This window comes from Streptomyces cadmiisoli (genome assembly GCF_003261055.1).
Taxonomy (GTDB): Bacteria; Actinomycetota; Actinomycetes; order Streptomycetales; family Streptomycetaceae; genus Streptomyces; species Streptomyces cadmiisoli.
The window spans coordinates 212,500-234,021 of sequence record NZ_CP030074.1 but is presented as its reverse complement, the minus strand read 5'-3'; the positions used below and the strand labels follow the sequence as shown (position 1 = coordinate 234,021).

The window sequence follows — 21,522 nt, the reverse complement described above, 5'->3', positions numbered from 1 at the left end:
GGTCAGCTCTGTTCCGCCCCGTAGACGCGCAGCGCCACCACCGTCGCCCACTCCGACCCGTTGGTGGCGTGCACGGCCAGCCGCAGGGCCGTCGCCGCCACCGGCTCGTCCAGCAGGTGCGACCGGCGGCGTTCGCGGTTGTCGCGCACCGAGGCGACCGTGCGCCAGGCACCGTCCACCAGCGCCTCGATGTCGTAGTCCCGTACGAGTTCGGGGACGACGGGGAAGGGGGTCCGGTGGTGGTGGAGGTTGACGAGGTCCAGGTCGACGTCGTCGTTGAGGATGGCGTCGACGCGGGCGACGGTCCGGGGCCGGTCCCAGTCGAGGCGGATCCAGGGCTCGGGGTCGACGGCGAGGCTCTCCGACGACCACATGCGCGGGCCGTCGTAGGGGCGCTGCAAGGGGCCGGTGACCTGGCTCGCGCCGTAGGCGTCGCTGTCCCCGTGCACCACCGTCGCCGGGCACCTGCGGCGCAGTTCCTCGGCGGACCAGGCGTTGGACTGCGGCTGTCCGCTGCGGGTGCGCGGGGTGCGGCTCACCAGCCCCAGAACCCCGTACGGGCCGGGCCGGTCGACGACGACCAGCGCCACGGAGGGGTTGCGCCGCACCACCAGGACGACGTTCCGCCCGCCGGGGGCCTTGTGGGAGAACGGGGCCCTGACCCACTGCTCGCCCGGGACCAGTTCGACCCGCGTCGTGCCGAGCTGGTCGACCGGTATGTGGTTCTCCCCGCCGCCGGTCGACCACAGTTCCAGCTCCACGGACGTCGCCTCCGACGCGTCGAGGAGCAGTTCGACCGCCTCGAGGGCGGGCTCGACGGGCAGGACGATCCCGACGTCGTGGCCGTCGAGGGACTGCCGGCCGGTCCGCTCGCCGGGCCGGGGCGCCACGCGCAGGGTGCGCAGTTCGCTGGAGGCGGAGACGTGCGCGGAGGCGGCGAGGTCGGCCGGGTCCTGCCATGCGACGCCGAGCAGTGAGGCGTCGTGGCGCAGCAGCGTCTGCTGCAGCAGGTCGATGTGGTCGTTCGCCAGCTGCCGGGGGGTCAGTCCGTCCCGGACGCACAGCCCGGCCGCGACGCCCGCGGCCTCGCCGGTGACCGCGCAGGTCGCCATGACCCGGGTGGTGCCGAACGCCACGTGGCTGGCCGAGATGTCGCGGCCGGCCAGCAGGAGGTTGCCGACGTTGCGGGAGTACAGGCTGCGGAAGGGGATGTGGTAGAGGCCGGCCGAGAACAGGTGCTTGGATCCGTCCGACTCGGCGTACATGCCGCCCGCGGGGTGCAGGTCGATGGACCAGCCGCCGAAGCCGACGGCGTCCCGGAAGCGGGTCTGCTCGATGATGTCCTGCTGGGTGAGGACGTGGTCCCCGACGAAGCGCCGGTACTCCCGCTTGCCGGGCACGGAGCCCACCCACTCCAGGGTGAGGGTGTCCGCGTCGTACTCTCCCGAGTTCTTGATGTGGTCCCAGATGCCGTAGATCACGGCCCACAGTTCGTCGCGGATCGCCTCGGAGTCGGCGACGGTGTCGAGCTGTCCGCCGTACTCGATCCACCAGTAGTCGCAGCCGTTGGCCGTGGTGCTGATGGGCCGGTTGCGGACGATCGAGGTGGAGCCGATGTCCTTGGCGATGGACGGCGGTACGAACCGGACGGGTTCGCCGGTGTCCTTGGTGTAGAAGAACATCGTGTTGCCCAGCAGGTCGGAGTCCGCCTGGTCGGGGGCCCATTCCTCACCGAACTCGTGGGCGGCCTCGCGTCCGGTGCGGTACCAGGCCCCGGCCTGCTCGCCCACCAGTCCGTCGCCGGTGGCGTCGACGAACACCGGGCTGGTGAAGCGGATGATGCGCTCCGAGCCCATCTGCCATCCGGTGACGGCCCGCACGGCGCGCCCGTCCTCGGGGCCGTCGGCCTCCACCTCCCGCACGTCGGTGTTGAGGTAGAGGCTGATCCCGGGCTCGGCGCGCACGGCGTCGAGCACGACCTGGTCCCAGAGGTACGGGTTGCCCTCGGGGTTGCGGTACTGGTTCTCCAGGAACAGCTCGCCCATGACGCCGGTCTCACGCGCGTACTTCTGCGCGCCGTGCGCCGTGGCGCCGCAGACCCACACCCGGATCTCGCTGCTCGAGTTGCCACCGAGCACCGGCCGGTTGTTGATCAGGGCGACCCGGGCGCCGGTGCGGGCGGCGCCGATGGCCGCCGCGACGCCGGCGAGGCCTCCACCGACGACGGTTACATCGGTGTCGACCGATAGCCGCTGCATGCCAGCTCCTTCTCGCGTGCTCGTGCCCCCGGAAACCCCCGCCCGAAAGACATTATCACGAAACATGATCATATTAATCTTCTGCGCAAAACATTTTCAGCCGGGATATGGGAACCCCGCTCACCCGGAAGGTCTCCGCTACTCGGCCGGGCCGAGGTCGGGGGCGTCGCGGAAGTCCACGACGCCGGCCCGCGTGCCGTGCAGTTCGAGCACCACGATCTCGTTGGCGCCCGCGCGCAGCACCGGACCCGGCACGTACAGGGAGTGCTGCGGCCCGCGGGACCAGTAGCGGCCGAGCGCGAAGCCGTTGACCCAGACGTTGCCCTTGGTCCAGCCCGGGAGGTGGAGGAAGGTGTCCGCGGGGGCCGCCACCTCGAACGTGCCCCGGTGGAACACCGGACCCGTCCCGGCCGCGGCAGACGAGAACGACAGGGCGCCGAGCGCGTCCAGCGGCAGGGGTGTGCTGGTCCAGTCGGACAGCGGCTGCTCGTTGAAGGTGACCGGTCCCACGAGACCCTTGCCGTCGCGCAGACCCGCGCCGTAGTTCACCCGCCCCTGGTTCTCGACCAGGACCGTGAGCCGCGCGCCCGCGGCCGGTGACCGCAGGCCGATGGCCTGCTCGCGGTTCTCCCGTTCCAGGGTGCCGACCGGCTGACCGTCGACGAGGACCTGGGCGCGGTCGCGCACCTCGCCGAAGCACAGCACTCCGTCACCGGCGGCCGGCAGCTCCGTCTCGTACAGGACGAAGCCGAAGGCCTGGCCCAGCTCCTCCATGGACAGCGGCCGTTCCGCGCGCCGGGTGGGGCCGCCGAGCGCGCCCGCCTGCGCGAGCAGGGACGCGCGCTCCGGCAGGCGGATGCCGCGCAGGGTCAGCTTGGCGCCGGCGGACGGGACGGGTTCCTCGGGCACGTCCGCGTACCGGGCGATCGTCTCGCGGAACAGGCGGTACTTGCCGGTGGGGTCGCCCGCCTCGTCGAGCGGGGCGTCGTAGTCGTACGAGGTGACGGTGGGCCGGTAGTGGCCCTTGTCGTTGGCGCCGTTGGTGAAGCCGAAGTTGGTGCCGCCGTGGAACATGTAGATGTTGACGGAGGCGCCCGCGGCCAGGATCTCGTCGAGGGTGTCGCGCACCTCCTCGTCGCGCCGCGTCTTGTGCCCGCCGCCCCACCGGTCGAACCAGCCCGCCCAGAACTCGCCGCACATCAGCGGGCCCCGCGGCTGGTGCTCGCGCAGGGTGCGCAGGTGCTCGCCCGCCCCGCGGCCGAAGTTGACCGTCCGCAGCACGCCCGGGATGCCGCCGTCGGCCAGGTCGCGCGCCTGGTCGGAGGTGAACAGCGGGACATCGACGCCGCCCGACCGCAGCAGGGTGACGAGGTGGTCGAGGTGAGCCCTGTCGCGCAGGCCGGAGGCGCCGTACTCGTTCTCCACCTGGACCGCGACGACCGGCCCGCCCGCGGTCGCCAGCCGGGGACGGATGTGCGGCAGCAGCAGCTCGAAGAACTGCTCGACCGGCTTCTGGTAGCGCGGGTCGGACGTGCGCAGACGCACGTCGGGGTCGACGAGCAGCCAGGCAGGCAGGCCTCCCGCCTCCCATTCGGCGCAGATGTAGGGGCCGGGGCGCAGCAGTACGCACAGGCCCTCGGCGGCGGCGAGGTCGAGGAAGCGGGGCAGGTCGAGGCCCTCGTCGAGGACGAGGGGGCCGTCGCGGTGCGGCTGGTGGAGGTTCCACGGCACATAGACGTCGACCGTGTTCAGCCCCATCAGGCGGGCCTTGTGCAGCCGGTCGGCCCACTGCTCGGGATGGATCCGGAAGTAGTGGAGGCTGCCGGAGATGATGCGGAAGGGCCGGCCGTCGAGGCGGAAGCCGTCGTCGGCGATGCTCAGTTCGGGCATGAGGATGTCTCGATCTCTGTCTGTGGCATGGGGGTGGCGACGGGGGCGGGGGCGCACGAGGGGGGCGGCACCCGGTGGGCCGAGGGCCGGTGCGCGGCGGGAACGCCGGAATGCCGTCGTACGGCGGGACGGACCGGGCCGCCGCGGCGTGCCGTGCCGGCCGAAGGGGTGCGCGCGGCGCCGTGCGGCAGCCGGGGCGGTCGGGCGGTCAGTGCATGGGGTTGTCGAAGATGCCCTGGCTGCGCTTGCGCGGCGCGGGCGTGTCTCCCTGGTTCATCCGGTCGTAGATACGGTCCGGTACCCGCTGGGCGACGAGCGCCCACAGCAGCGCGCCCACCAAGGCGTCACTGGAGCGTCCGGCGAAGTAGTCCGTCCACGAGCCGCCCACCCCGGTGCCGGTGTGCAGGGCCTCGTCCACCTCGGCCGCGAGGGGGGACTGCGGGTTGCCCGTGATGAGCGCCGTCATCGCACCGTGTTCCCGGGCGACCTCGGCGAACTTCATGGCGATGGGGCTGTCGCCCGACCGGGAGATCACCAGGGCCACGTCGCCCGGCGCCAGCAGGCTCGCCCCGACCTGGGCGAAGTAGGCGCCCTCGTCGTACCAGACGGGGATGCCGATGCGGAACAGGCGCAGATACAGCTCGTACGCCGGAGGCGCGTCGCCCCATTCGCCGAACAGCTGCACACGCTGGGCGGACACGATGCGGTCCGCCACCCGCGCCATGGCGTCCAGGTCCACCGAGGCCATGGCGTTGCGTGCCGCGCTGAACTGGTTGGCCGCCAGCGTGCTGAGGACCTTGTCGGCGGGATCGTCCGGGGTGATGGCCGAGCCGATGTCCTTCTCCCAGCCGGCCTGGACACCGCGGCCGTGCTCGCGGGCGAGCGCCGCGCGCAGTTCGGGGAAGCCGTCGAATCCCAGCGCCGTCGACAGCCGGGTGATGGTCGCCGCCGACGTACGGGCCTCACCGGCGAGCCAGGTGATGGAGCTGCGGCCCACCACGGCCGGGTCCCTGAGGATGACCTGCGCCACCCGGAGCTTGGCGCCGGTGAGGCCGGGCAGTGACGATCGCAGCAGTTCCAGCGGGCTGGCCTCGTCGACTCCGTCGGCCACCCGGTCCCCATGGGCCGCGGGCACCGCCGCACCGTTCTTGGACGGCCGGGACCTGGAGGGGCGACGGCTCGAGTCCGAGTCGCGGCTCACAGGCTGCTCCCGCGGTATGGGTCGGCCGCGGTCTCGACGCTCGCCGAACGAAATGGCTGCTTCGGTCGAACCGCCACAGGGGTCACCTCTGGCGGTGTCATACCGCACGACACTCTACCCTCCTGGGGGCTGGGGTCCCGCACCGGACGATCGGTCCGCGGCGGGATGGAGGGCCGCCGTGGTACGGCGGCCGACTCCCCTGCGGGTTGGGCTAGTTGATGGTGAATCCCTGCTCCTCCCCGTACCTGACGAGCGCCTGCTCCCAGCTCTTCAGACCCTTGAGGATCGTCGAGTCACCCGTGTACGCCTTGCCGGCGTTGTCATTGAAGATGCTGACGGCGTACACGTCGTAGGGCAGGTACTGCCAGCCGGTGGCCACGTTGCGCAGGGACTCCGCGAAGACGCGGTTGACCCGCTGGCCGCCGAAGTACTCGTCCTTGGCGTCGAGGAACTTCTCCGACTCGAGCACCTCGGCGCGGGCGGGGAAGGAGCCGCTCGCCTGGGTGATGTCCGCGCCCTCCTCGGCGCTCACGTAGCGCAGGAACGCGGCGGCGACGAGCTGGTTGTCGCCCTGCTCGGGCATCGCCAGGCTGCCCCCGCCGTTGATGGACGTGGTGGACTCACCGTCATAGGACGGCATGGGAGCCACCCGCCAGTCACCGGACGCCTTGGCGACGCTGCCCTTGAGGATGCCGGCCATCCAGGCGCCGGAGGACAGGGTGGCGATCCGGCCCGAGGCCAGGCCCTCGAACCACTCGGGGCTCCAGTCGCCGACGGAGGACAGCAGCTTGTCGTCCAGGAGCTGCTGGTACATCTCGGCGTACTTCTTGCTGCCGGCGTCCTGGAGGTCGATGGAGATACTCGCGCCGTCGACCTTGAAGGGACGGCCGTCGGCCGCCCATATGAGGCTCTCGGTCAGGCCCGCGTTGCCGGTGTCGGCGCCGATGTAGTAGTCGGGGTCGGCCTTCTGGATCTTGCGGGCCGCCTTGATGTACTCATCCCACGTGGTCGGCACCTCGATGTCGAACTTGTCGAAGGTCTTCTTGTTGTAGAACAGCGCCATCGGGCCGGCGTTCAGCGGGAGCTCGAACAGGCCCCCGTCGACGTTGACGTTCGCCCACACCGCCGGGTCGAACCGGTCCTCCAGCGAGTCGAAGCCGAACTTCTTCAGGTCGACGAGCGCACCGGTCAGCGCGTACTGCGGGATGGCGTTGTACTCGACCGTGGCGAGGTCGGGCGCGCCCTTCCCGGCCTTGATCGCGTTCTGGAGCTTGGCGTACTGCTCGGCGCCGGTGCCGACGTTCTCGACCTTGACCTTGATCTTCGGGTACTTCTTCTCGAACGCCTTCGCGACGTCGGGCAGGCTCCCGGACCAGGACCAGACGGTCAGTGTCGTCGGCTTGTCGAGTGCCGCCTGGATGTCCTCCTCGGTGATGGAATTCGATCCCGAGCCCTCCTCGGTCCCCCCACCGCAAGCGGACAGGGTGACGGCGGTGAGCACGGCGCCCAGCAGGAGCGAGGTCGTTCTGCGGTGACGCGGCCATCTGTTCACTGTGGTCTCTTTTCCTTGGGTTGTTCTGCGTTTTTTCGCTGGATTCCGGGAGCGGACGTCAGCCCTTCGTGCTGCCGGCGGCCAGACCCGACCGCCAGAAGCGCTGAAGACAGAGGAAGACGATGACGAGCGGGACGATCGTCAGCAGGGAGCCGGTGAGGACGAGGTGGGCGACGAAGTCGCCCTCGGCGCTGGACCCCTGGGCGTTCCACTGGTTCAGGCCCACGGTCAGGGGGAACCAGGAGGGGTCGCTGAGCATGATCAGCGGCAGGAAGTAGTTGTTCCAGGCGCCCACCACCTCCAGCAGGAGGACGGAGACGAGCGCCGGTGACAGCAGGCGCAGCACGATGGTGAAGAAGATGCGGAACTCGCCCGCGCCGTCCACCCGTGCGGCGTCGATGACCTCGTTCGGCACGGCCTCGTTGGCGTAGCTGTAGAGGAGGAAGAGGCCGAAGGGCGTGACGAGGAGCGGGATCAGGACGCCCCACGGGGTGTTCGTCAGCCCCATGTTGCTGAACAGCAGGAAGGTGGGCACGGCCAGGGCGGTCCCGGGGACCGCGACGGCTCCCAGCACCACGGCGAGGACGGCCCGGCGGCCGGGGAAGTCGAACTTGGCCAGTCCGTATCCGGCGAGTGCCGCCAGGAGGGTCGAGCCGCCCGCGCCGATCACGACATAGAGCAGGGAGTTCGCGAACCAGCGGCCGTAGATGCCGTCGTCGTAGGTGAGGACGCCGACGATGTTGTCCCACAGGGCGAAGTCGCCGCCGAACCACAGTCCGAAGCCGGAGAAGAGCTCGTCCAGTGACTTGGTGGAGTTGATGACGAGCCAGACCAGCGGGAACAGGCTGTAGAGCAGCGGCAGTGTCATCAGCACGGTCAGGGCGACCGAGCGCTGCCGTCGGGGCTGGTTGCGGGTCCGGAGGCGGCGGGCGGTGGCGCGTCGCTTCGGTGCGCCCCGGCGCCGGGGGGCGGGGCGGACGGCCTCGGCCGTCTGTTCACGGGTGAGCATCAGACGGCCCCCTTCATGCCGCGGCGCTGCACCGCGAAGGCGACCACCGCCGTGACGACGCCCATGATCATGGCGACGGTGGCGGCGCTGTTGTACTGCTGGCCGGCGAAGGACAGGGTGTAGGCGTACATGTTCGGCGTGAAGTCGGTGCTGATCACGTTGGGCACCATGTCGCGCAGGATGTTGGGCTCGTTGAAGAGCTGGAATCCGCCGATCACCGAGAAGATCGTGGTGAAGACCAGGGTTCCGCGGATGGCCGGCAGCTTGATGCCGACGATGACGTGCCAGGTGCCGGCCCCGTCGATCGTCGCGGCCTCGAACAGCTCCGAGGGGATGGACTGAAGCGCCGCGTAGAAGACGAGCATGTTGTAGCCCACGTAGAGCCACAGGCCGATGTTGCTGATCGACGGCAGGATCAGCGCGCTCGACAGGGGGTCGGGCAGGCCGAGGCCGAACATCTCGTTGAGGTCGCCGACCAGGCCGAACTGCGCCCCGTAGATGTAGCCCCACAACAGGGAGGCCACGACGCCCGGCACGGCGTAGGGGAGGAAGATGCCGAGCCTGAAGATCGAGGGGGCGTACAGCCGCGCGCTGTCGAGGGCCAGGGCCGCACCGAGCGCCAGCAGCATCATGAGCGGGACCTGGATGACGAGGAAGATCCCTACACGGATCACGCCGTCCCAGAAGCGCGGATCACTCAACTGCTCACGATAGTTGTCCAGTCCGACGAAAGTCACTCCGCCGATGAGGCGTTCCTGGAAGAGACTGAGGCCCGCGGTGTACGCGATCGGGGCCACGACAGCCAGGAGGAACGGTATGGCGAAGGGCAGGACGAAGGCCCACCCGGTCAATCGCTGCCTCAACGGCCGCCGCCGGACGACCGGCGCGGCCGGCGGCGGTGAAGCCGACCTCTGCTTCATAGGTGCTCCAGTGCTGCTGTGGGATGTACCGGCGCGATGGGCGCCCGAGAGAGGCGACGGCCAACCGGTTGCTCAAATTTATTTCACGCAAGGGTCGCTTGGATAGCTTGCGTGATAATTTTTTTCATGCCATCGCCGATGTGACCGCCGAACCTCCGACCGGGCAAGTTCGAACAACAGTCGCTTCAGTCGCTGGGTACGTCAGTGCAACGCTCTGACCTGGGTGTTGTGAGGCACACCGGACAGCGACCGAAGACTCGTCCCGTCGCTGTGGGTCTCGGTCACGGGGCCGTCGCCGGATCAGCCGGTCTGCTGCTCGGCCCACCAGCGGCGCAGTTCGTACCGCGTCCGGACGCCGAGCTTGCCGTAGATGTTCCCCAGGTGGAACGCGACCGAGGCGGGCGTGACGAACAGACGGGCCGCCGCCTCCCTGTTGGTCAGGCCCGTACTGACCAGCCGGGCCACCTCCGTCTCCCGTGCGGTCAGCCCGAACGCACCCGCCGGTTGCGGCAGCCGCAGGGCGCGCAGACCGGTCGCGCACCGTTTGCGCAGCGGCTGCGCACCGATCCGTAGGGCGACGGCCCACGCCGCCCGGAAGCGGTCGACCGCGGCACGGCGGTCGCCCACGGCGGCAAGGAACTCGGCGTGGTCGGCCTGGTACCTGGCGTAGTACCAGGGCGCGGTCGCCTCGAAGCCGTCGGCCGCCTCGTCGGCCCCGGCGTACAGGCGGGCGGTCACGTCCCGGCTGCCACCGCGGGCGGACGCGCGGGCCTCCAGCCACAACGCGCAGGCCCCGACCCAGGACGGAAGACCCGTCGCGTCCGCCCGCAGCGAGGCGATGAGCGCGGTGGCGAGCGCGGTATGCCCGGCCTCCACCGCCGCGCGGGCCACCTCCACCTTCCGCCAGGGCAGCAGCGGGCCGGAGAGAAATTCCAGTCCGGGCCGGTGCTCCGGCGCCGTCAGCAGGGCCGGCACGTCCGGGCGCCCCGCCGCCTCCGCGGCGACGAGCGCGGTGAACAGCCGCTCCCCGGCACCGAATACGCACGGTCCCGGATCCTCGTCGTCTGCCGCCGCCTCCGGCACGCGCTCTCCCCGGGCGGCCGCCACCAAGGACAGCAGGGCCCGCGCCCGGGAACGCCACAGCGGCGCGGACGAGGCGGCGACCCCGCGGGCGGTCGCCTCCGCCAGGGTCCAGGAGCCGTTCAGCCAGAGCGCGTGTCCCCGCACCGTCTGGGCCGCCGTCGCGATGTGGTCGTCCTCGACGGGGGCCGCCGCGGCGAGGGCGGCGCGCACCGCGGTCTCGCAGCGGTCCGGGTCACCGGCCTCCAGGTGCAGCCACGCCTCGGTGACGGCCGCGCGGCCCCTCACGTCCGCGGGGGTGAGGAACCCGGCGCCGGGCCGCGCGGCCAGCTCGCCCAGGCCCCTCGCGGGTCCGTGGACGGAGGAGGTCAGAACGGCGTCCAGACGGCGCCGTTCGCCCGCCCAGTACGGGTCGCGGGAGCCCGGCGGGTCCAGCTCGGCGAGCTGCTGCCGTATCTCCGTCGCGGGACTGCCGGCCAGCCACTGCGCCTTCGCCGACCACAGCGCGGCGGCACCGAGTTCGTCGCGGGCGCCGCCGCCGGCGAGCCGCAGCTCCCGGCAGGCCTCGCCGAGGAGCCGCGCGCCCTCGCCGATCCTGCCTTCGAGGACGGCCAGGCGTCCCGCCATGGCGCGGTGGGCCGCGGGGGCTCCGTCCTGCCGCATGGCCGGCGCCGCACGGCGGGCGGGAGCGAGATCGTGGGCGCGCAGGGCGAACTCGACGGACGCCGCCTCCCGGTGGGCCGCCAGCTCCGCGTCGGCCGACACCGCCGCCGCCCGGCGCAGCAGTTCGGCGGCCTGCTGGGACCGTCCGAGGAAGCCCAGCCGCCGGGCTTCGGACTCCAGCCGTCTGGCCAGGTCCTCGTCGAAACCGGTGGCCGCCGCCGCCCGGTGGAGCAGCGAGGTGACCCCACCCGTCCAGCGGGCGGCCCAGCGGTGCGCCGCGCGGGTCTCGGAGGCGCTCATCGCCGCGATGACCGACTCCCGCGTCGCCTCGGCGGCCTCCACCCGGCCCTCGCCGGGATCCCAGCTGAGCAGCTCCGCCGCGACAGCGGCCTCCACGGCACCGACCGGGTCCTCGTCGCGCCGGGTGAGCGACCGCAGCCGCTGGAGCGGGACCTCCTCGCCGAGCACCGCGAGGCACTGGACGATGCGCCGACCGGAGGCGGGGAGGCTCAGCAGCGGCCCGTCCTCGTCGTCCTGCGCCCCCGGCGGGCGCCCGGCCGGTCTTCGACCCGGGGAGGTCCGGGCCGGACGCTTCCTCGGGTCCCGGTCGGCCGGAGGGTGCAGTGCGAGTGTCGCGGCGCGGGTTTCGGCCCCGGGTGCGCGGCGTCCCTCCGGCCGCGGCGGGACGGCGGATTCGACCGGCCGGTCCACCGCCTGGTCCGCGCGTGCGGCGGGCGTGCCCGTGCGGGGGCGGCCCGGGAAGGTGCGGAGGGCCGCTGTCCCGGGGGACCCGGTGGGGTCCCCCGGGTCGTCTCCCCGGGGCTCCGCGAGCACCGGCCGGGTCACCGGCGTGGTGTCCGCACGCATACGGTCGCCCCTCTCCTCGTCCAACGCGTCACTTGCCTGTACGAACGCAACGGCCGCGTGGATCAGTGAGGAGCCGACTCGGCCCTCAATCGCTCAGCGGGCCTGCGCGATACGGCCCGCGGGGTTCCCTTCAGGGAAGATTGCGGGAAATGACCAGCCGCATGATGTCGGACGTGCCCTCCTCGATCTCCTCCAGCTTCGCGTCGCGCATCCACTGCTCCATCGGATACTCGCGGGAGTAGCCCCAGCCGCCCATGGTCTGGAGACCGGCCCAGGTGCAGAACATGGCGGTCTCGGACGCGGTCAGCTTGGCCATCGCGGCGAGACCGGTCACGTCCTGTCCGGCGTCGACGGCCCGCGCGGCCCGCAGGACGAGCAGCCGGGCGGCCTCGATCCGGTTCGCCATGTCGGCCAGGCGGAACGCGACGGCCTGGTGCTCGATGATCGGCTCGCCGAACTGCACCCGGGTCCGGGCGTAGTCACGTGCGTACTCGTACGCGGCCCGCGCCGCACCCACGGCGGCCGCGCCCAGCACGATGCGGGAGATGTCGAAGGTCCGCATCAGTCCCACGAAGCCCGCGCCCTCGGGACCCAGCCGGTCCTCCTCGGGGACGAACACGTCGGTCAGGAACACCTCGCGGCAGACGATGGCGCGCTGGCCCATCTTCCGCATGGGTTCGCCGACCGTCAGGCCCTCGGTGCCCGCGCGCACCAGGAACGCCGTGACGCCCCGGGAACGCTGGTGCGGATCGGTCTTGGCGAAGATCACGTAGAACCGCGCGGCCCCCGCGTTGGAGATCCACGCCTTCTGCCCGTTCAGCACGTACCCGCCCTCCGTCCTGACGGCGCGGGTGGTGATCGACGCGGCGTCCGAACCGGCGCCCGGCTCGGTGGTCGCCAGCGAGGTCATCGGGGCGTCCGGGCCGACCAGCGGACCCAGCCAGCGCCGCTGCTGCTCCTCGGTGCCGAGGGCGAGCAGCGGATCGGCGAAGAAGCCGTTCGAGCACAGCAGGTTGCCGATGCCGGGGTCGCCGAAGCAGAGTTCCTCCTGCACCAGGCACTGGGTGAAGACGTCGGTGAAGCCGCCTCCGCCCAGTTCGCTCGGCAGCATGAAGTCGGTGATGCCGATCTTCGCGGCCCGGCGCCAGATGTCGACCGGCGTCTCCACGTCCGCCTCGTCCACCTCGCGTCCGCGCGGCCGGATCTCGTTGCGGGCGAAGTCACGGCACAGCTCGACGACGGCGCGCTGCTCGTCGCTCAGCGGCCAGGGCTCGTTCAGGGGTGTCATGGTGCTCCAATCTCAGCCGGCTGCGGAGTCGGGAAGGTGGATGAGGGTCGGACGGTCGGCGCTGAGGGCCTCGTCCAGCGCACGGGCCAGTTCGGTCCCGTCGCCGACGGTCAGTCCGTGGCAGCCCATCGCGCGGGCCACCATCGGGAAGTCCACCGCCGGCAGGTCCACGGCGTGCACGGGGTCCTCGCGGTCCGCCATCTCGTCGCGGATCTCCCCGTATCCGCCGTTGTCCGCGACGACCACGGGCAGCGGCAGCCGCAACTGGGCGGCGGAGGCGAGTTCCTGCACGGTGAACATCAGGCCGCCGTCGCCGTGCACGGCCACCACGGGTGCCGACGGACGGGCCAGCTTGGCCCCGATGGCGGCGGGCAGGCCGTAGCCGAGGGTGCCCAGGCCCGTCGGGTACAGGAACGAACGGGGCGCGTACGCGGGCAGGTTGGACAGGGCGCCGTAGTAGCAGGCCATCGCGGAGTCCCCGGCCAGGACGCCGTCGCGGCCCAGCACCTTGGCCAGTGCCTCCGTCAGGACGAGGTGCGCGGCGCCCTCGGTGCGGGCCTGCGCGGTACGGTCCGCGCGCGCCCGTGAAGCACGCTCGGCGCCGCGCGCCGAGACGCCCTGCCGCGGCAGGCGCGCGAGCAGTTCGGTGAGCGCGAGCGCGGCGTCGGCGACGATCGCGGTGTCGGGCAGGGCGTTGGTGGTGACCGCGTGGGCGTCGACGTCGATCCGGATCAGTTTCCCGGGGATGTCGAGCGGCCCGAACCACAGGTCGCTCGGCGCGAGTTCGGTGCCGACCGCGACGACGGCGTCGCTGTCGCGCACCAGGTCGCGCACCGCCTCGTGGTGCAGCCCGGCGCCCACGGCCAGCGGATGGTCGTCGGGCAGCACACCCTTGCCGTTGGCGGTGGTGACGACGGGCGCGCCGAGGCGTTCGGCCAGGTCGCCCAGTGCCGCGGCGGCGCCCGCACTGCCGCCGCCCGCGATCACGACCGGGCGCACCGAGTCGGCCAGCACCCCCGCGGCGGCCCGGATCTGCGGCTCGGCCGGGACGGCCGGCGGAACGGGGACGGGCGCCGCGATCCGGACCGCGGCGCGCTCGTCGAGCAGGTCCAGGGGGATCTCCAGGTGTACGGGGCGGGGCCGTCCGGTGCCCATCGCGGCGTAGGCGCAGGCGACCGCGAGGGGGATCTCCGCCACGCTGGTGACCCGGTGGCTGTAGGCGACAACGGCGTCCAGCGCGCCGCGCTGGTCCTTCAGTTCGTGCAGGAAGCCGTTGCCCCGGCCGGGGTGGCGCAGCGGCAGGCCGGGCGAGACGAACAGGACCGGCACCGAGTCCGAGTAGGCCTGCGCCGCGGCGGTGGCGGCGTTGAGCAGTGCCGGGCCCGTGGTGGTGAGGCAGACGCCGGGCCGCCCGGACGCGCGGGCCCAGCCGTCGGCGGCGAATCCGGCGCCCTGCTCGTGCCGGGGGGAGACGTGCCGCACGCCGTACCGGGACAGCGCCGCGTAGACGGGCAGGTTGTGGGTGCCGGGGATACCGAAGACGGTGTCCACGGCGTGCGCCCGCAGCGCCGCGACGAGCGCCTCGCCGCCGGTCAGCTCCTGTGTCACGCCTGGGCTCCCGGGTCGGTGTAGACGGACTTGCCCAGCCACTGGCCGCCGTCGACGGTGAGCACCTCTCCCGTCACGTAGGCGGCCCGGTCGCCGATCAGGAACGCGGCGGACTCCGCGACCTCCTCCGGGGTGGTGAACCGGGCGGCCGGCACGCTGGACAGGACGCGGGCGCGGGCGGATGCGGTGGGCCACAGGACGGCCGAGGCGCCCTCGGTCTCGGTCGGGCCGGGGGCGATGCAGTTGAGGCGGACGCCGCGCGGGGCCCATTCGACGGCCAGGGTGCGGGTCATGGCGAGGACGCCCGCCTTGGCGGCGGCGCTGTGCACGGTGCCGGGATGCCCGTGCCAGGCGTAACTGGCGATCACGTTGAGAACGGCGCCGCTGCCCCGGTCCAGCATGTGCCGGGCGGCGGCCCGGGTGCAGTGGAAGGTGCCGTTGAGGACGATGTCGATCACGGCCTTCCAGCCGCCCGGCGAGAGCCGTTCGCCGGGGACGACGAAGTTGCCGGCGGCGTTGTTGACGAGCACGTCGAGCCGGCCGTGCCGCTCGGCCACACCGTCCACGGCGGCCTCCACGGCGGCGGGGTCACGGACGTCGCAGGCGACCGCGTCGGCTGTGCCCCCGGCCGCCTCGATCAGCTCGACGGTCCCTCGCAGCGCCTCCTGGCGGCGGCCCAGCACGGCGACATGGCCGCCGCCCGCGGCGTAGCGCCGCGCGACGGCCCGCCCTATGCCTGACCCGCCGCCGGTGACCAGGGCCACCCGCCCGGCGAACTCGGCGGTCGATACGTCGGGTTTCATGGCTCTCCCTGTTCTCGGCGCGCTCGGCGTGCGCGGTGCGCTCGGTCTGCTCGGTGCGCTCGGTCTGCTCGGTGCGCGTGGTCTGCTCGGTGCGCGTGGTCTGCGTGGTCTGCGTCGTGACCCGGCCCGTCGGGCGTGGCCAGCAGCAGCGCGTCCACCGCGAGGGATCCGCCGGGGCCGACCCGCAGCGGGTTGATCTCCAGCTCGATTGGCTGGTCCCGGTACCGCGCGACAAGGCGGGACACCGCGACCACGATGTGCACCACGGACTCGATGTCGGCCGCCGGCGCTCCGCGCCAGCCGCTGAACAGCGGGGCGCAGCGCAGCCGCCCGAGCATCGCGCGGGCGTCACCGGCGAAGACGGGCGCGCACTCGGTGACGACGTCGCGGTGCAGCTCGGCACGGGTGCCGCCCGCGCCGAGCGTGACCATGGGTCCGAGCCCGGGGTCGCAGCGCGCGCCGACGATGAGTTCGACGACCCCGTCGCGGACGTCCTGTTCCTCCAGGACGTAGGGACCGTCCCCGAGGCGCCGGTGCATGGCGGTGAAGGCGTCGGTGACCGCGGTGGCGTCGCCGAGACCGATCCGCACGCCGCCCGCCTCGGTCTTGTGCTCCAGCCAGGAGGCCTTGAGCACGTAGGGGCCGCGCAGTTCGGCGACCGCCGCGAGCGCCTGGCGGAGGTTGTGCACCCGCCGTGCCTCGGGGAAGGCGACGCCGGCGCGCATCAGCAGCGCGCGGGTCTCCCAGTAGCCCCGCGGCGGGGCGTCGTCGGTGACGGTCCGGGACATGCGGCGGCCGGGGCGGGCGTCCAGTTCCACCGCGCCGGCCAGCGCGGCCGCGGCGGCGTCGACGGTGGGGAACACGGGTACGCCGTCGCCGCGCAACCGAGCGGCGGTGTCGCTGTCCGACCCCATGGAGTGCACCACGAGCGCGCGTCCGTACCGCTGTGGCAGCGCGGCCAGTTCACCGGCGGTGCGCTGCTCGGCATCGGTCAGGACGGCGCTGTCCAGCCCGTAGCGGCCGAAGTAGCCGGACAGCAGCACGCTGTCGACCTCACCGGACCTCAGCAGCAGGCGGGCCACGTCGCGGTAGCTGCTCACGTCCTGCTCGCCGGCTCCGGCGAGGTCCACCGGATTGTCGGTGCCGGACGAGTCCGGCAGCCGCGCGCCGATAGCGGCTGACAGTGCGGGGCTCAGTCGCGGGACCGTGAGGCCGCCGCGGTGGGCGCAGTCGGCGGCCAGCGCGCCCTGTCCCCCGCTGTCGCTCAGGACGGCGACGCGCCGCCCCCGGGGCGGGACGCGCGCCGTCAGGCAGGCGGCCACGTCGACCAGGGCCGCGGGGGTCGGCACGCGCAGCGCTCCGGCGGCCCGGCAGGCCGCGTCGACCAGATCGGTCGGGGAGGTGAGGGCGCTGGTGTGGGAGCGGGCCGCACGGGCGCCGGCCTCGCTGTCACCCGCGGTCAGCACGAGGACAGGTTTGCCGGTCCGGCGCAGCAGGCGTACGGCGTCGAAGATCCGCTGCCCGTCGTCGAAGCCCTCCGCGTACAGGGCGACGGCCTCGGTGGACTCGTGGTCGGCGAGGTCCTCCAGCAAGTCCGCCATGGTGACGTCGTGTTGACCGCCGACGGAGACGAAGCGGGAGATGCCGAGTCCCGCGCGGCGCGCCAGCTGGGCGAGCTCGCTGCCGACCTGGCCGCTCTGCGAGACGACCGCGAGTCCGCCGGGCCGGAAGTCGCCCCAGGCGATGTGCAGCGAGGTGTCGGCGTCGAACAGCCCGAGGCTGCCCGGTCCGATCAGCCGGGCCCGCGCGGCGGTGATCCGGGCCGCGAGGGCGGCGGCGCCGGGCACTCCGGCGGTGATGCCGAGGAAGCCGCGCACGCCCAGTTCCAGGGCCTGGTCGACGACCGGGGCGACCTGGGCGGCGGGCACGCACAGGGCGACGAGTTCGGGCACCTCGCCCAGGTCCGCGAGCGAGGGCGCCGTCGGCGTGCCGAGGATCTCGTCGGCCCCGCGGGTGACCAGGTGCACGGAGCGCCGGTCCCGGCCCGCCAGGGCGCCGCGGGCGAGCCAGTGACCCCATTTGGCCGGGTTCGCCGACGCCCCGACGACTGCCACCGACGCCGGATCCCGGAAGACGGAGAGCGGGTGGGTGCCGGCACCGGCGGGGACTGCGGTGGGCATGAGTGCATCGACTCCTCTCGTGGGAGCGGGGTGGAGCAAGGGAGCGGGCCGGGTGAGGGAGCGTGCGCCCGGCCGCGGAAGGGGCCGGCCCCGACGGCGGAGCAGAAGCCGCGAGGTGACCCCTCAAGACCATTACTGACTGGCGGGCCAGTCAGTAACTCCGATCGTGAGCCCTGCCGCGAGGGGCTGTCAATGCCTGGTACGGGTTCGCCTGTCTCTCCCCACGGGGATGTGCCGCACCCGTTGGGCCAAGGCGGGACACCAGGTGCCGGTCATGAGATGCGGCTGCCGGCCGCGCCTGCCCCGACAACTGTCCGGACACCGGTGAACGTACTGACTGACGAGTCAACAATCACGAGGTGGACCCTTGACAACCCGATGGGCCTCCTACATCGTCGTTCAGTAGCCGTCACCCGGAATGACGCACCTGATCGCCCGGCCCGTCGCGTGCCGGCACCGCTTCTGCGCCCGGAGGGGTTCACCATGAGCGCTCACGCAGGGACCCGGTCGTTCGACGTCGTCGTCGTGGGCCTGGGCGGACTCGGGTCCGCCGCCGCCTGGCACCTCGCCCGTTCCGGACGCAGCGTCCTCGGCCTGGAGCAGTTCGAGTTCGGCCACGGCAACGGTGCCTCCCACGACACCTCCCGCATCCTCCGGCACAGCTACCACCGGCCCGACTACGTCCGGCTCACCCACCACGCCTACGCCGACTGGGCCGACCTCGAGCAGGCCTCCGGCGAGCGGCTGGTGACCACCACCGGCGGCGTCGACCTGCGCCCCGAGGGCTCGTCCCTCCCCCTGGACGACTACTGGAAAAGCCTGGACAGCGAGAACATCCCCTACGAGCTCCTGACCGGCGAGGAGGTCACCACCCGCTGGCCGCAGATCAGCCTCCCCGAGGGCACCACCGCCCTCTACCAGGAGCGCACCTCCATCGTGCCGGCGGCCCGGTCGGTCGCCGCGATGCAGCGCCTGGCCCGCGCGTCCGGCGCGACCCTGCTGGACCGCACCCCCGTCACCGCCGTGCACCCGACCGCCCACGGCGTGGAAGTGGTCACCCCGGACGCGCGGTACTCGGCCGGGCAGGTGGTGCTGTGCACCGACGCCTGGGCCAACACCCTGCTGACCCCGCTCGGCCGCACCGTCCCGCTGACCGTCCTCGACCAGCAGGTCACCTACTTCGAACCGCCCGAGCCCGAACGGTTCGCGCCCGCGACCTTCCCCGTGTGGATCTGGCTCGACGAGCCCAGCTTCTTCGGCTTCCCCTGCTACGGAGAGGCGACGGTCAAGGCGGGCGAGGACTGCGGCGGCCCCGAGGTGAGCCCGGACCGCCGCACCGGCACCACCGACGGCGCGATGCTGGACCGGCTGTCCGGCTTCATGGCCGAGCGCTTCCCCGGCAGCGGCGCACCGGTACGCAGCAGACGGTGCCTGTACACCCTCACACCCGACCGGGACTTCGTGCTCGGCACGGTCCCCGGAGCCGAGCGGATCCTGGTCGGCCTGGGCGCCGCGCACGCCTACAAGTTCGCCCCCACCCTCGGCCGTATGCTGGCCGAACTCGCCGACGACCCGGCCCTCGCCGCCACCGAGCCCTACACCACCTTCCGCCTCGACCGGCCGGCGCTCACCGACCCCGGCCATCCCGTCAATTGGATGACCTGACCGGCGCCGCGCCGCGCCCGGCCGGCCCGCGCACGGGGCCCACGACACACTCATTCCCCTTCGACATCACTCGCCCTCGACGGGTGTTGGGACGGACCGCATGACTGCCACTGCCACGAGCACCCCCGCCGCCACCACGGCCCGCAAGCCCCAGCTGGAGGTCGTCTGGACCGACCCGGTCACCGGCCGCCAGGGCTTTGTCGTCATCGACCGGCTGGTCCGCGGGGTGGCGAGCGGCGGGCTCAGGATGCGGGAGGGCTGCGGGCTGGACGAGGTCCGCGGCCTCGCCGCCGGAATGACCCGCAAGGAGGCGCTGCACTACGACCCCGCCCGGCGGTACATCCCGCTCGGCGGGGCGAAGGGCGGTATCGACTGCGACCCGCACGACCCGGAGGCACCCGCTCTGCTGCGGCGCTTCCTCGACGGGGTGAAACCGCTGCTGCGGGACTACTGGACCACCGGGGAGGACCTGGGGGTACGACAGGACGCCATCGAGGAGGCGGTCGCCGAGCTGGGACTGGACAGCACCATCGAGGCGATCTACCCGCTGCTGGACGATCCGTCCGCGGCGCGGACGCGGCTCGCGGACGCGTTCGCCGTCACCGTCGACGGTGTGCCGCTGCCCGAACTGGTCGGCGGGCTCGGCGTCGCGGAGTCCGCCCTGACGGCTCTGGACCACGCCGGTCTGGACCGTGCCTCGGCCCGCGCCGTCGTGCAGGGCTTCGGCTCCATGGGCGGCGCCACCGCCCGCTACCTCGCGCGGGCCGGCGTCAAGGTGGTGGCGATCGCCGACGCGCACGGTCTGGTGGTCAACGAGCAGGGCCTGGACGTGGAGCGGCTGCTGCTCACCCGCGACGCCTTCGGCGCCGTCGACCGCACACGGCTGCGGCCCGGTGACATCGAGGCGGACGGCGGCGCCTGGCTGGACGTCGAGTGCGAGGTGCTGGTCCCGGCGGCGGTCTCGTACTGCATCGGCCCGGCCGAACAGCGGCGCGTCACGGCCCGGGTGATCGCCGAGGCGGCCAACATGCCGACCCTGCCGGACGCGGAGGCCGCGCTGCACGCCCGCGGGGTGACGGTGCTGCCGGACTTCGTGGCCAACTCCGCCACCAACGCCTGGTGGTGGTGGACGCTGTTCGGCGACATCTCCGCGGACTCCGACGAGGCCCACGCCATGGTGCGCGGCGCCATGCGCCGGATCACCGACAGCATGCTCGACACGGCCGAGAAGGACGGCATCACGCCGCGGCAGGCCGCCCAGAGTGTCGTCGAGCGGCATCTCACCGCCATCGAGGCCGCCTTCGCCGGCCCCGTACCGGCACCCCGGCGCCAGGAAGGGAAGTGCGCGCGTTGACGGACACCGACCTGCTCGTCGTCGGGGCCGGCCTGATGGGCTCCGCCACCGCCTGGGCGGCGTCCCGGCGCGGTCTGTCCGTGACTCTGGTCGAGCAGTTCGCCGCCGACCACGACCGGGGCAGCTCCCACGGCAGCGCCCGCATCGTCCGGCGCAGCTACGACGACCCGACCTACACACGTCTGACGGGCCGGGCGTTCGAGCTGTGGCGCGAGCTGGAACTCGACTCGGGCACCGCGCTGCTGCGTATGCTCGGCGGCCTCGACTTCGGTGAGCGCGACTACATCGACGGTGTGGCCGCCCAGTTCCGGGACGCCGTGGTGACGCACGAGATCCTCGACGCCGGGGAGGCGGAGAGGCGCTGGCCGGGCCTGCGCTTCGAGGGCCCGGTGATCCACCACCCCCAGGGCGGTACGGTCGACGCCGCCGCGGCGGTCGCCGCCTTCGAGTCCGGTGCCGCGCGCCACGGGGCGGTGCTGCGGTTCGAGACGGCCGTCGTGGAGGTGCGTGAGGTGCCGGGCGGTGTCCGCGCGGAGCTGTCCGACGGCTCGGCCGTGACCGCGGCGCGGGCGGTGGTGGCCGCGGGTGCCTGGCTGTCGGACCTGCTCGGGGACCGGGTGCGGCTGCCCGAACTCACCGTGACCGAGCAGGAGGTGTTCCACTTTCCACGGCTCGATCCGGACGCGCCGCCGTGGCCCAGCGTCGTGCACGAGTACGGCGGTGGCGTCTACCACCTCCAGGGCGGACGCGACGGCGGACCGGGCGACGACCGGAAGATCGGTGTCCACTACGGCGGCCGTCCGACCCGGCCGGACCATCGCGACCGGGTCGTCAGCCCCGAGACCCGCGCGGCGATGGTCGAGTACGTCAGCCGGTGGATGCCGGGCTGTGCGCCGACGCCGCGCGGGGAGGCGACCTGCCTCTACACCAGCACGCCCAGTGAGGACTTCCTCCTCGACGAGGTGGGCGCGCTCGTGGTGTGCTCGCCGTGCTCGGGGCACGGTGCCAAGTTCGCGCCGCTCATCGGGGAGCTCACGACCGGCCTGGTCACCGGTGCGGGCGATGTGCCCGAGCGGTTCCGTCTGGCCGCGCACCTGGGCTCGGCGAAGGGCTGACCTCCGTACGTCCACGCGTGCGTGCTTCCGTCGCGAGGGTCGGCGGTCCGGTGTGGCGTGCTCGTGCCG

At 72.8% G+C, this 21,522-nt stretch carries 14 protein-coding genes; 3 read left to right on the top strand and 11 right to left on the bottom strand.

Features of this window, described 5'->3' with window-relative positions:
• Positions 1–2 precede the first annotated feature (2 nt).
• The 11 genes from DN051_RS41885 to DN051_RS41835 form a co-directional block, all read right to left on the bottom strand.
• The gene (locus tag DN051_RS41885) at positions 3–2,258 is read right to left on the bottom strand and encodes an FAD-dependent oxidoreductase (protein ID WP_053757195.1); all 2,256 of its coding nucleotides are present in this window, start codon (positions 2,256–2,258) and stop codon (positions 3–5) included.
• A gap of 138 nt (positions 2,259–2,396) precedes the next feature.
• Positions 2,397–4,148 carry a glycoside hydrolase family 35 protein gene (locus DN051_RS41880; RefSeq protein ID WP_199315045.1) on the bottom strand — a complete coding sequence of 584 codons (1,752 nt, stop codon included), beginning with the start codon at positions 4,146–4,148 and terminating at the stop codon, positions 2,397–2,399.
• 208 nt (positions 4,149–4,356) lie between these two features.
• On the bottom strand, positions 4,357–5,283 hold the full coding sequence (locus DN051_RS41875) for a MurR/RpiR family transcriptional regulator (protein WP_199840433.1): 927 nt from the start codon (positions 5,281–5,283) through the stop codon (positions 4,357–4,359).
• Between the two features lie 277 nt (positions 5,284–5,560).
• Positions 5,561–6,901, bottom strand: a complete 1,341-nt coding sequence (locus DN051_RS41870; RefSeq protein WP_053762973.1) for an ABC transporter substrate-binding protein — start codon at positions 6,899–6,901, stop codon at positions 5,561–5,563.
• A 58-nt stretch (positions 6,902–6,959) separates the two neighbouring features.
• Positions 6,960–7,910: a carbohydrate ABC transporter permease gene (locus tag DN051_RS41865; protein WP_053762972.1), complete on the bottom strand. Its 951-nt coding sequence runs from the start codon at positions 7,908–7,910 to the stop codon at positions 6,960–6,962.
• A complete protein-coding gene (locus tag DN051_RS41860) occupies positions 7,910–8,830 on the bottom strand; it encodes a carbohydrate ABC transporter permease (protein WP_053762971.1) in 921 nt (306 codons plus the stop codon). The genes DN051_RS41865 and DN051_RS41860 overlap by 1 nt, the downstream gene beginning before the upstream one ends.
• 300 nt (positions 8,831–9,130) lie before the next feature.
• Entirely contained in the window at positions 9,131–11,440 is a 2,310-nt protein-coding gene (locus DN051_RS41855; RefSeq protein ID WP_112443027.1) for a helix-turn-helix domain-containing protein, read from the bottom strand.
• Positions 11,441–11,570: 130 nt separating this feature from the next.
• On the bottom strand, positions 11,571–12,728 hold the full coding sequence (locus DN051_RS41850) for an acyl-CoA dehydrogenase family protein (protein WP_053762969.1): 1,158 nt from the start codon (positions 12,726–12,728) through the stop codon (positions 11,571–11,573).
• 12 nt (positions 12,729–12,740) lie between these two features.
• Positions 12,741–14,336: a 5-guanidino-2-oxopentanoate decarboxylase gene (locus DN051_RS41845; RefSeq protein ID WP_112443026.1), complete on the bottom strand. Its 1,596-nt coding sequence runs from the start codon at positions 14,334–14,336 to the stop codon at positions 12,741–12,743.
• Positions 14,333–15,139: an SDR family oxidoreductase gene (locus tag DN051_RS41840; protein ID WP_112443025.1), complete on the bottom strand. Its 807-nt coding sequence runs from the start codon at positions 15,137–15,139 to the stop codon at positions 14,333–14,335. The genes DN051_RS41845 and DN051_RS41840 overlap by 4 nt, the downstream gene beginning before the upstream one ends.
• Positions 15,136–17,319 carry an acetate--CoA ligase family protein gene (locus DN051_RS41835; RefSeq protein ID WP_162625174.1) on the bottom strand — a complete coding sequence of 728 codons (2,184 nt, stop codon included), beginning with the start codon at positions 17,317–17,319 and terminating at the stop codon, positions 15,136–15,138. The genes DN051_RS41840 and DN051_RS41835 overlap by 4 nt, the downstream gene beginning before the upstream one ends.
• 483 nt (positions 17,320–17,802) lie before the next feature.
• Between DN051_RS41835 and solA the strand changes: the two genes are divergently transcribed.
• The 3 genes from solA to DN051_RS41820 all read left to right on the top strand — a co-directional run bounded on the left by solA (position 17,803) and on the right by DN051_RS41820 (position 21,453).
• Positions 17,803–18,984 carry an N-methyl-L-tryptophan oxidase gene (gene solA / locus DN051_RS41830; RefSeq protein WP_162625173.1) on the top strand — a complete coding sequence of 394 codons (1,182 nt, stop codon included), beginning with the start codon at positions 17,803–17,805 and terminating at the stop codon, positions 18,982–18,984.
• 100 nt (positions 18,985–19,084) lie between these two features.
• The gene (locus tag DN051_RS41825; protein ID WP_112443023.1) at positions 19,085–20,338 is read left to right on the top strand and encodes a Glu/Leu/Phe/Val dehydrogenase dimerization domain-containing protein; all 1,254 of its coding nucleotides are present in this window, start codon (positions 19,085–19,087) and stop codon (positions 20,336–20,338) included.
• Positions 20,326–21,453 (top strand): FAD-dependent oxidoreductase, encoded by a 1,128-nt coding sequence (locus DN051_RS41820; protein WP_246041265.1) that lies wholly within the window; start codon positions 20,326–20,328, stop codon positions 21,451–21,453. The genes DN051_RS41825 and DN051_RS41820 overlap by 13 nt, the downstream gene beginning before the upstream one ends.
• Positions 21,454–21,522 lie beyond the last annotated feature (69 nt).

Coding starts and splice junctions, on each gene's coding strand:
- DN051_RS41880 (WP_199315045.1), bottom strand. CDS start 4,148: ATGCCCGAACTGAGCATCGCCGACGACGGCTTCCGCCTCGACGGCCGG.
- DN051_RS41825 (WP_112443023.1), top strand. CDS start 19,085: ATGACTGCCACTGCCACGAGCACCCCCGCCGCCACCACGGCCCGCAAG.
- DN051_RS41885 (WP_053757195.1), bottom strand. CDS start 2,258: ATGCAGCGGCTATCGGTCGACACCGATGTAACCGTCGTCGGTGGAGGC.
- DN051_RS41835 (WP_162625174.1), bottom strand. CDS start 17,319: ATGCCCACCGCAGTCCCCGCCGGTGCCGGCACCCACCCGCTCTCCGTC.
- DN051_RS41855 (WP_112443027.1), bottom strand. CDS start 11,440: ATGCGTGCGGACACCACGCCGGTGACCCGGCCGGTGCTCGCGGAGCCC.
- DN051_RS41865 (WP_053762972.1), bottom strand. CDS start 7,910: ATGCTCACCCGTGAACAGACGGCCGAGGCCGTCCGCCCCGCCCCCCGG.
- DN051_RS41860 (WP_053762971.1), bottom strand. CDS start 8,830: ATGAAGCAGAGGTCGGCTTCACCGCCGCCGGCCGCGCCGGTCGTCCGG.
- DN051_RS41840 (WP_112443025.1), bottom strand. CDS start 15,139: ATGAAACCCGACGTATCGACCGCCGAGTTCGCCGGGCGGGTGGCCCTG.
- DN051_RS41850 (WP_053762969.1), bottom strand. CDS start 12,728: ATGACACCCCTGAACGAGCCCTGGCCGCTGAGCGACGAGCAGCGCGCC.
- solA (WP_162625173.1), top strand. CDS start 17,803: ATGAGCGCTCACGCAGGGACCCGGTCGTTCGACGTCGTCGTCGTGGGC.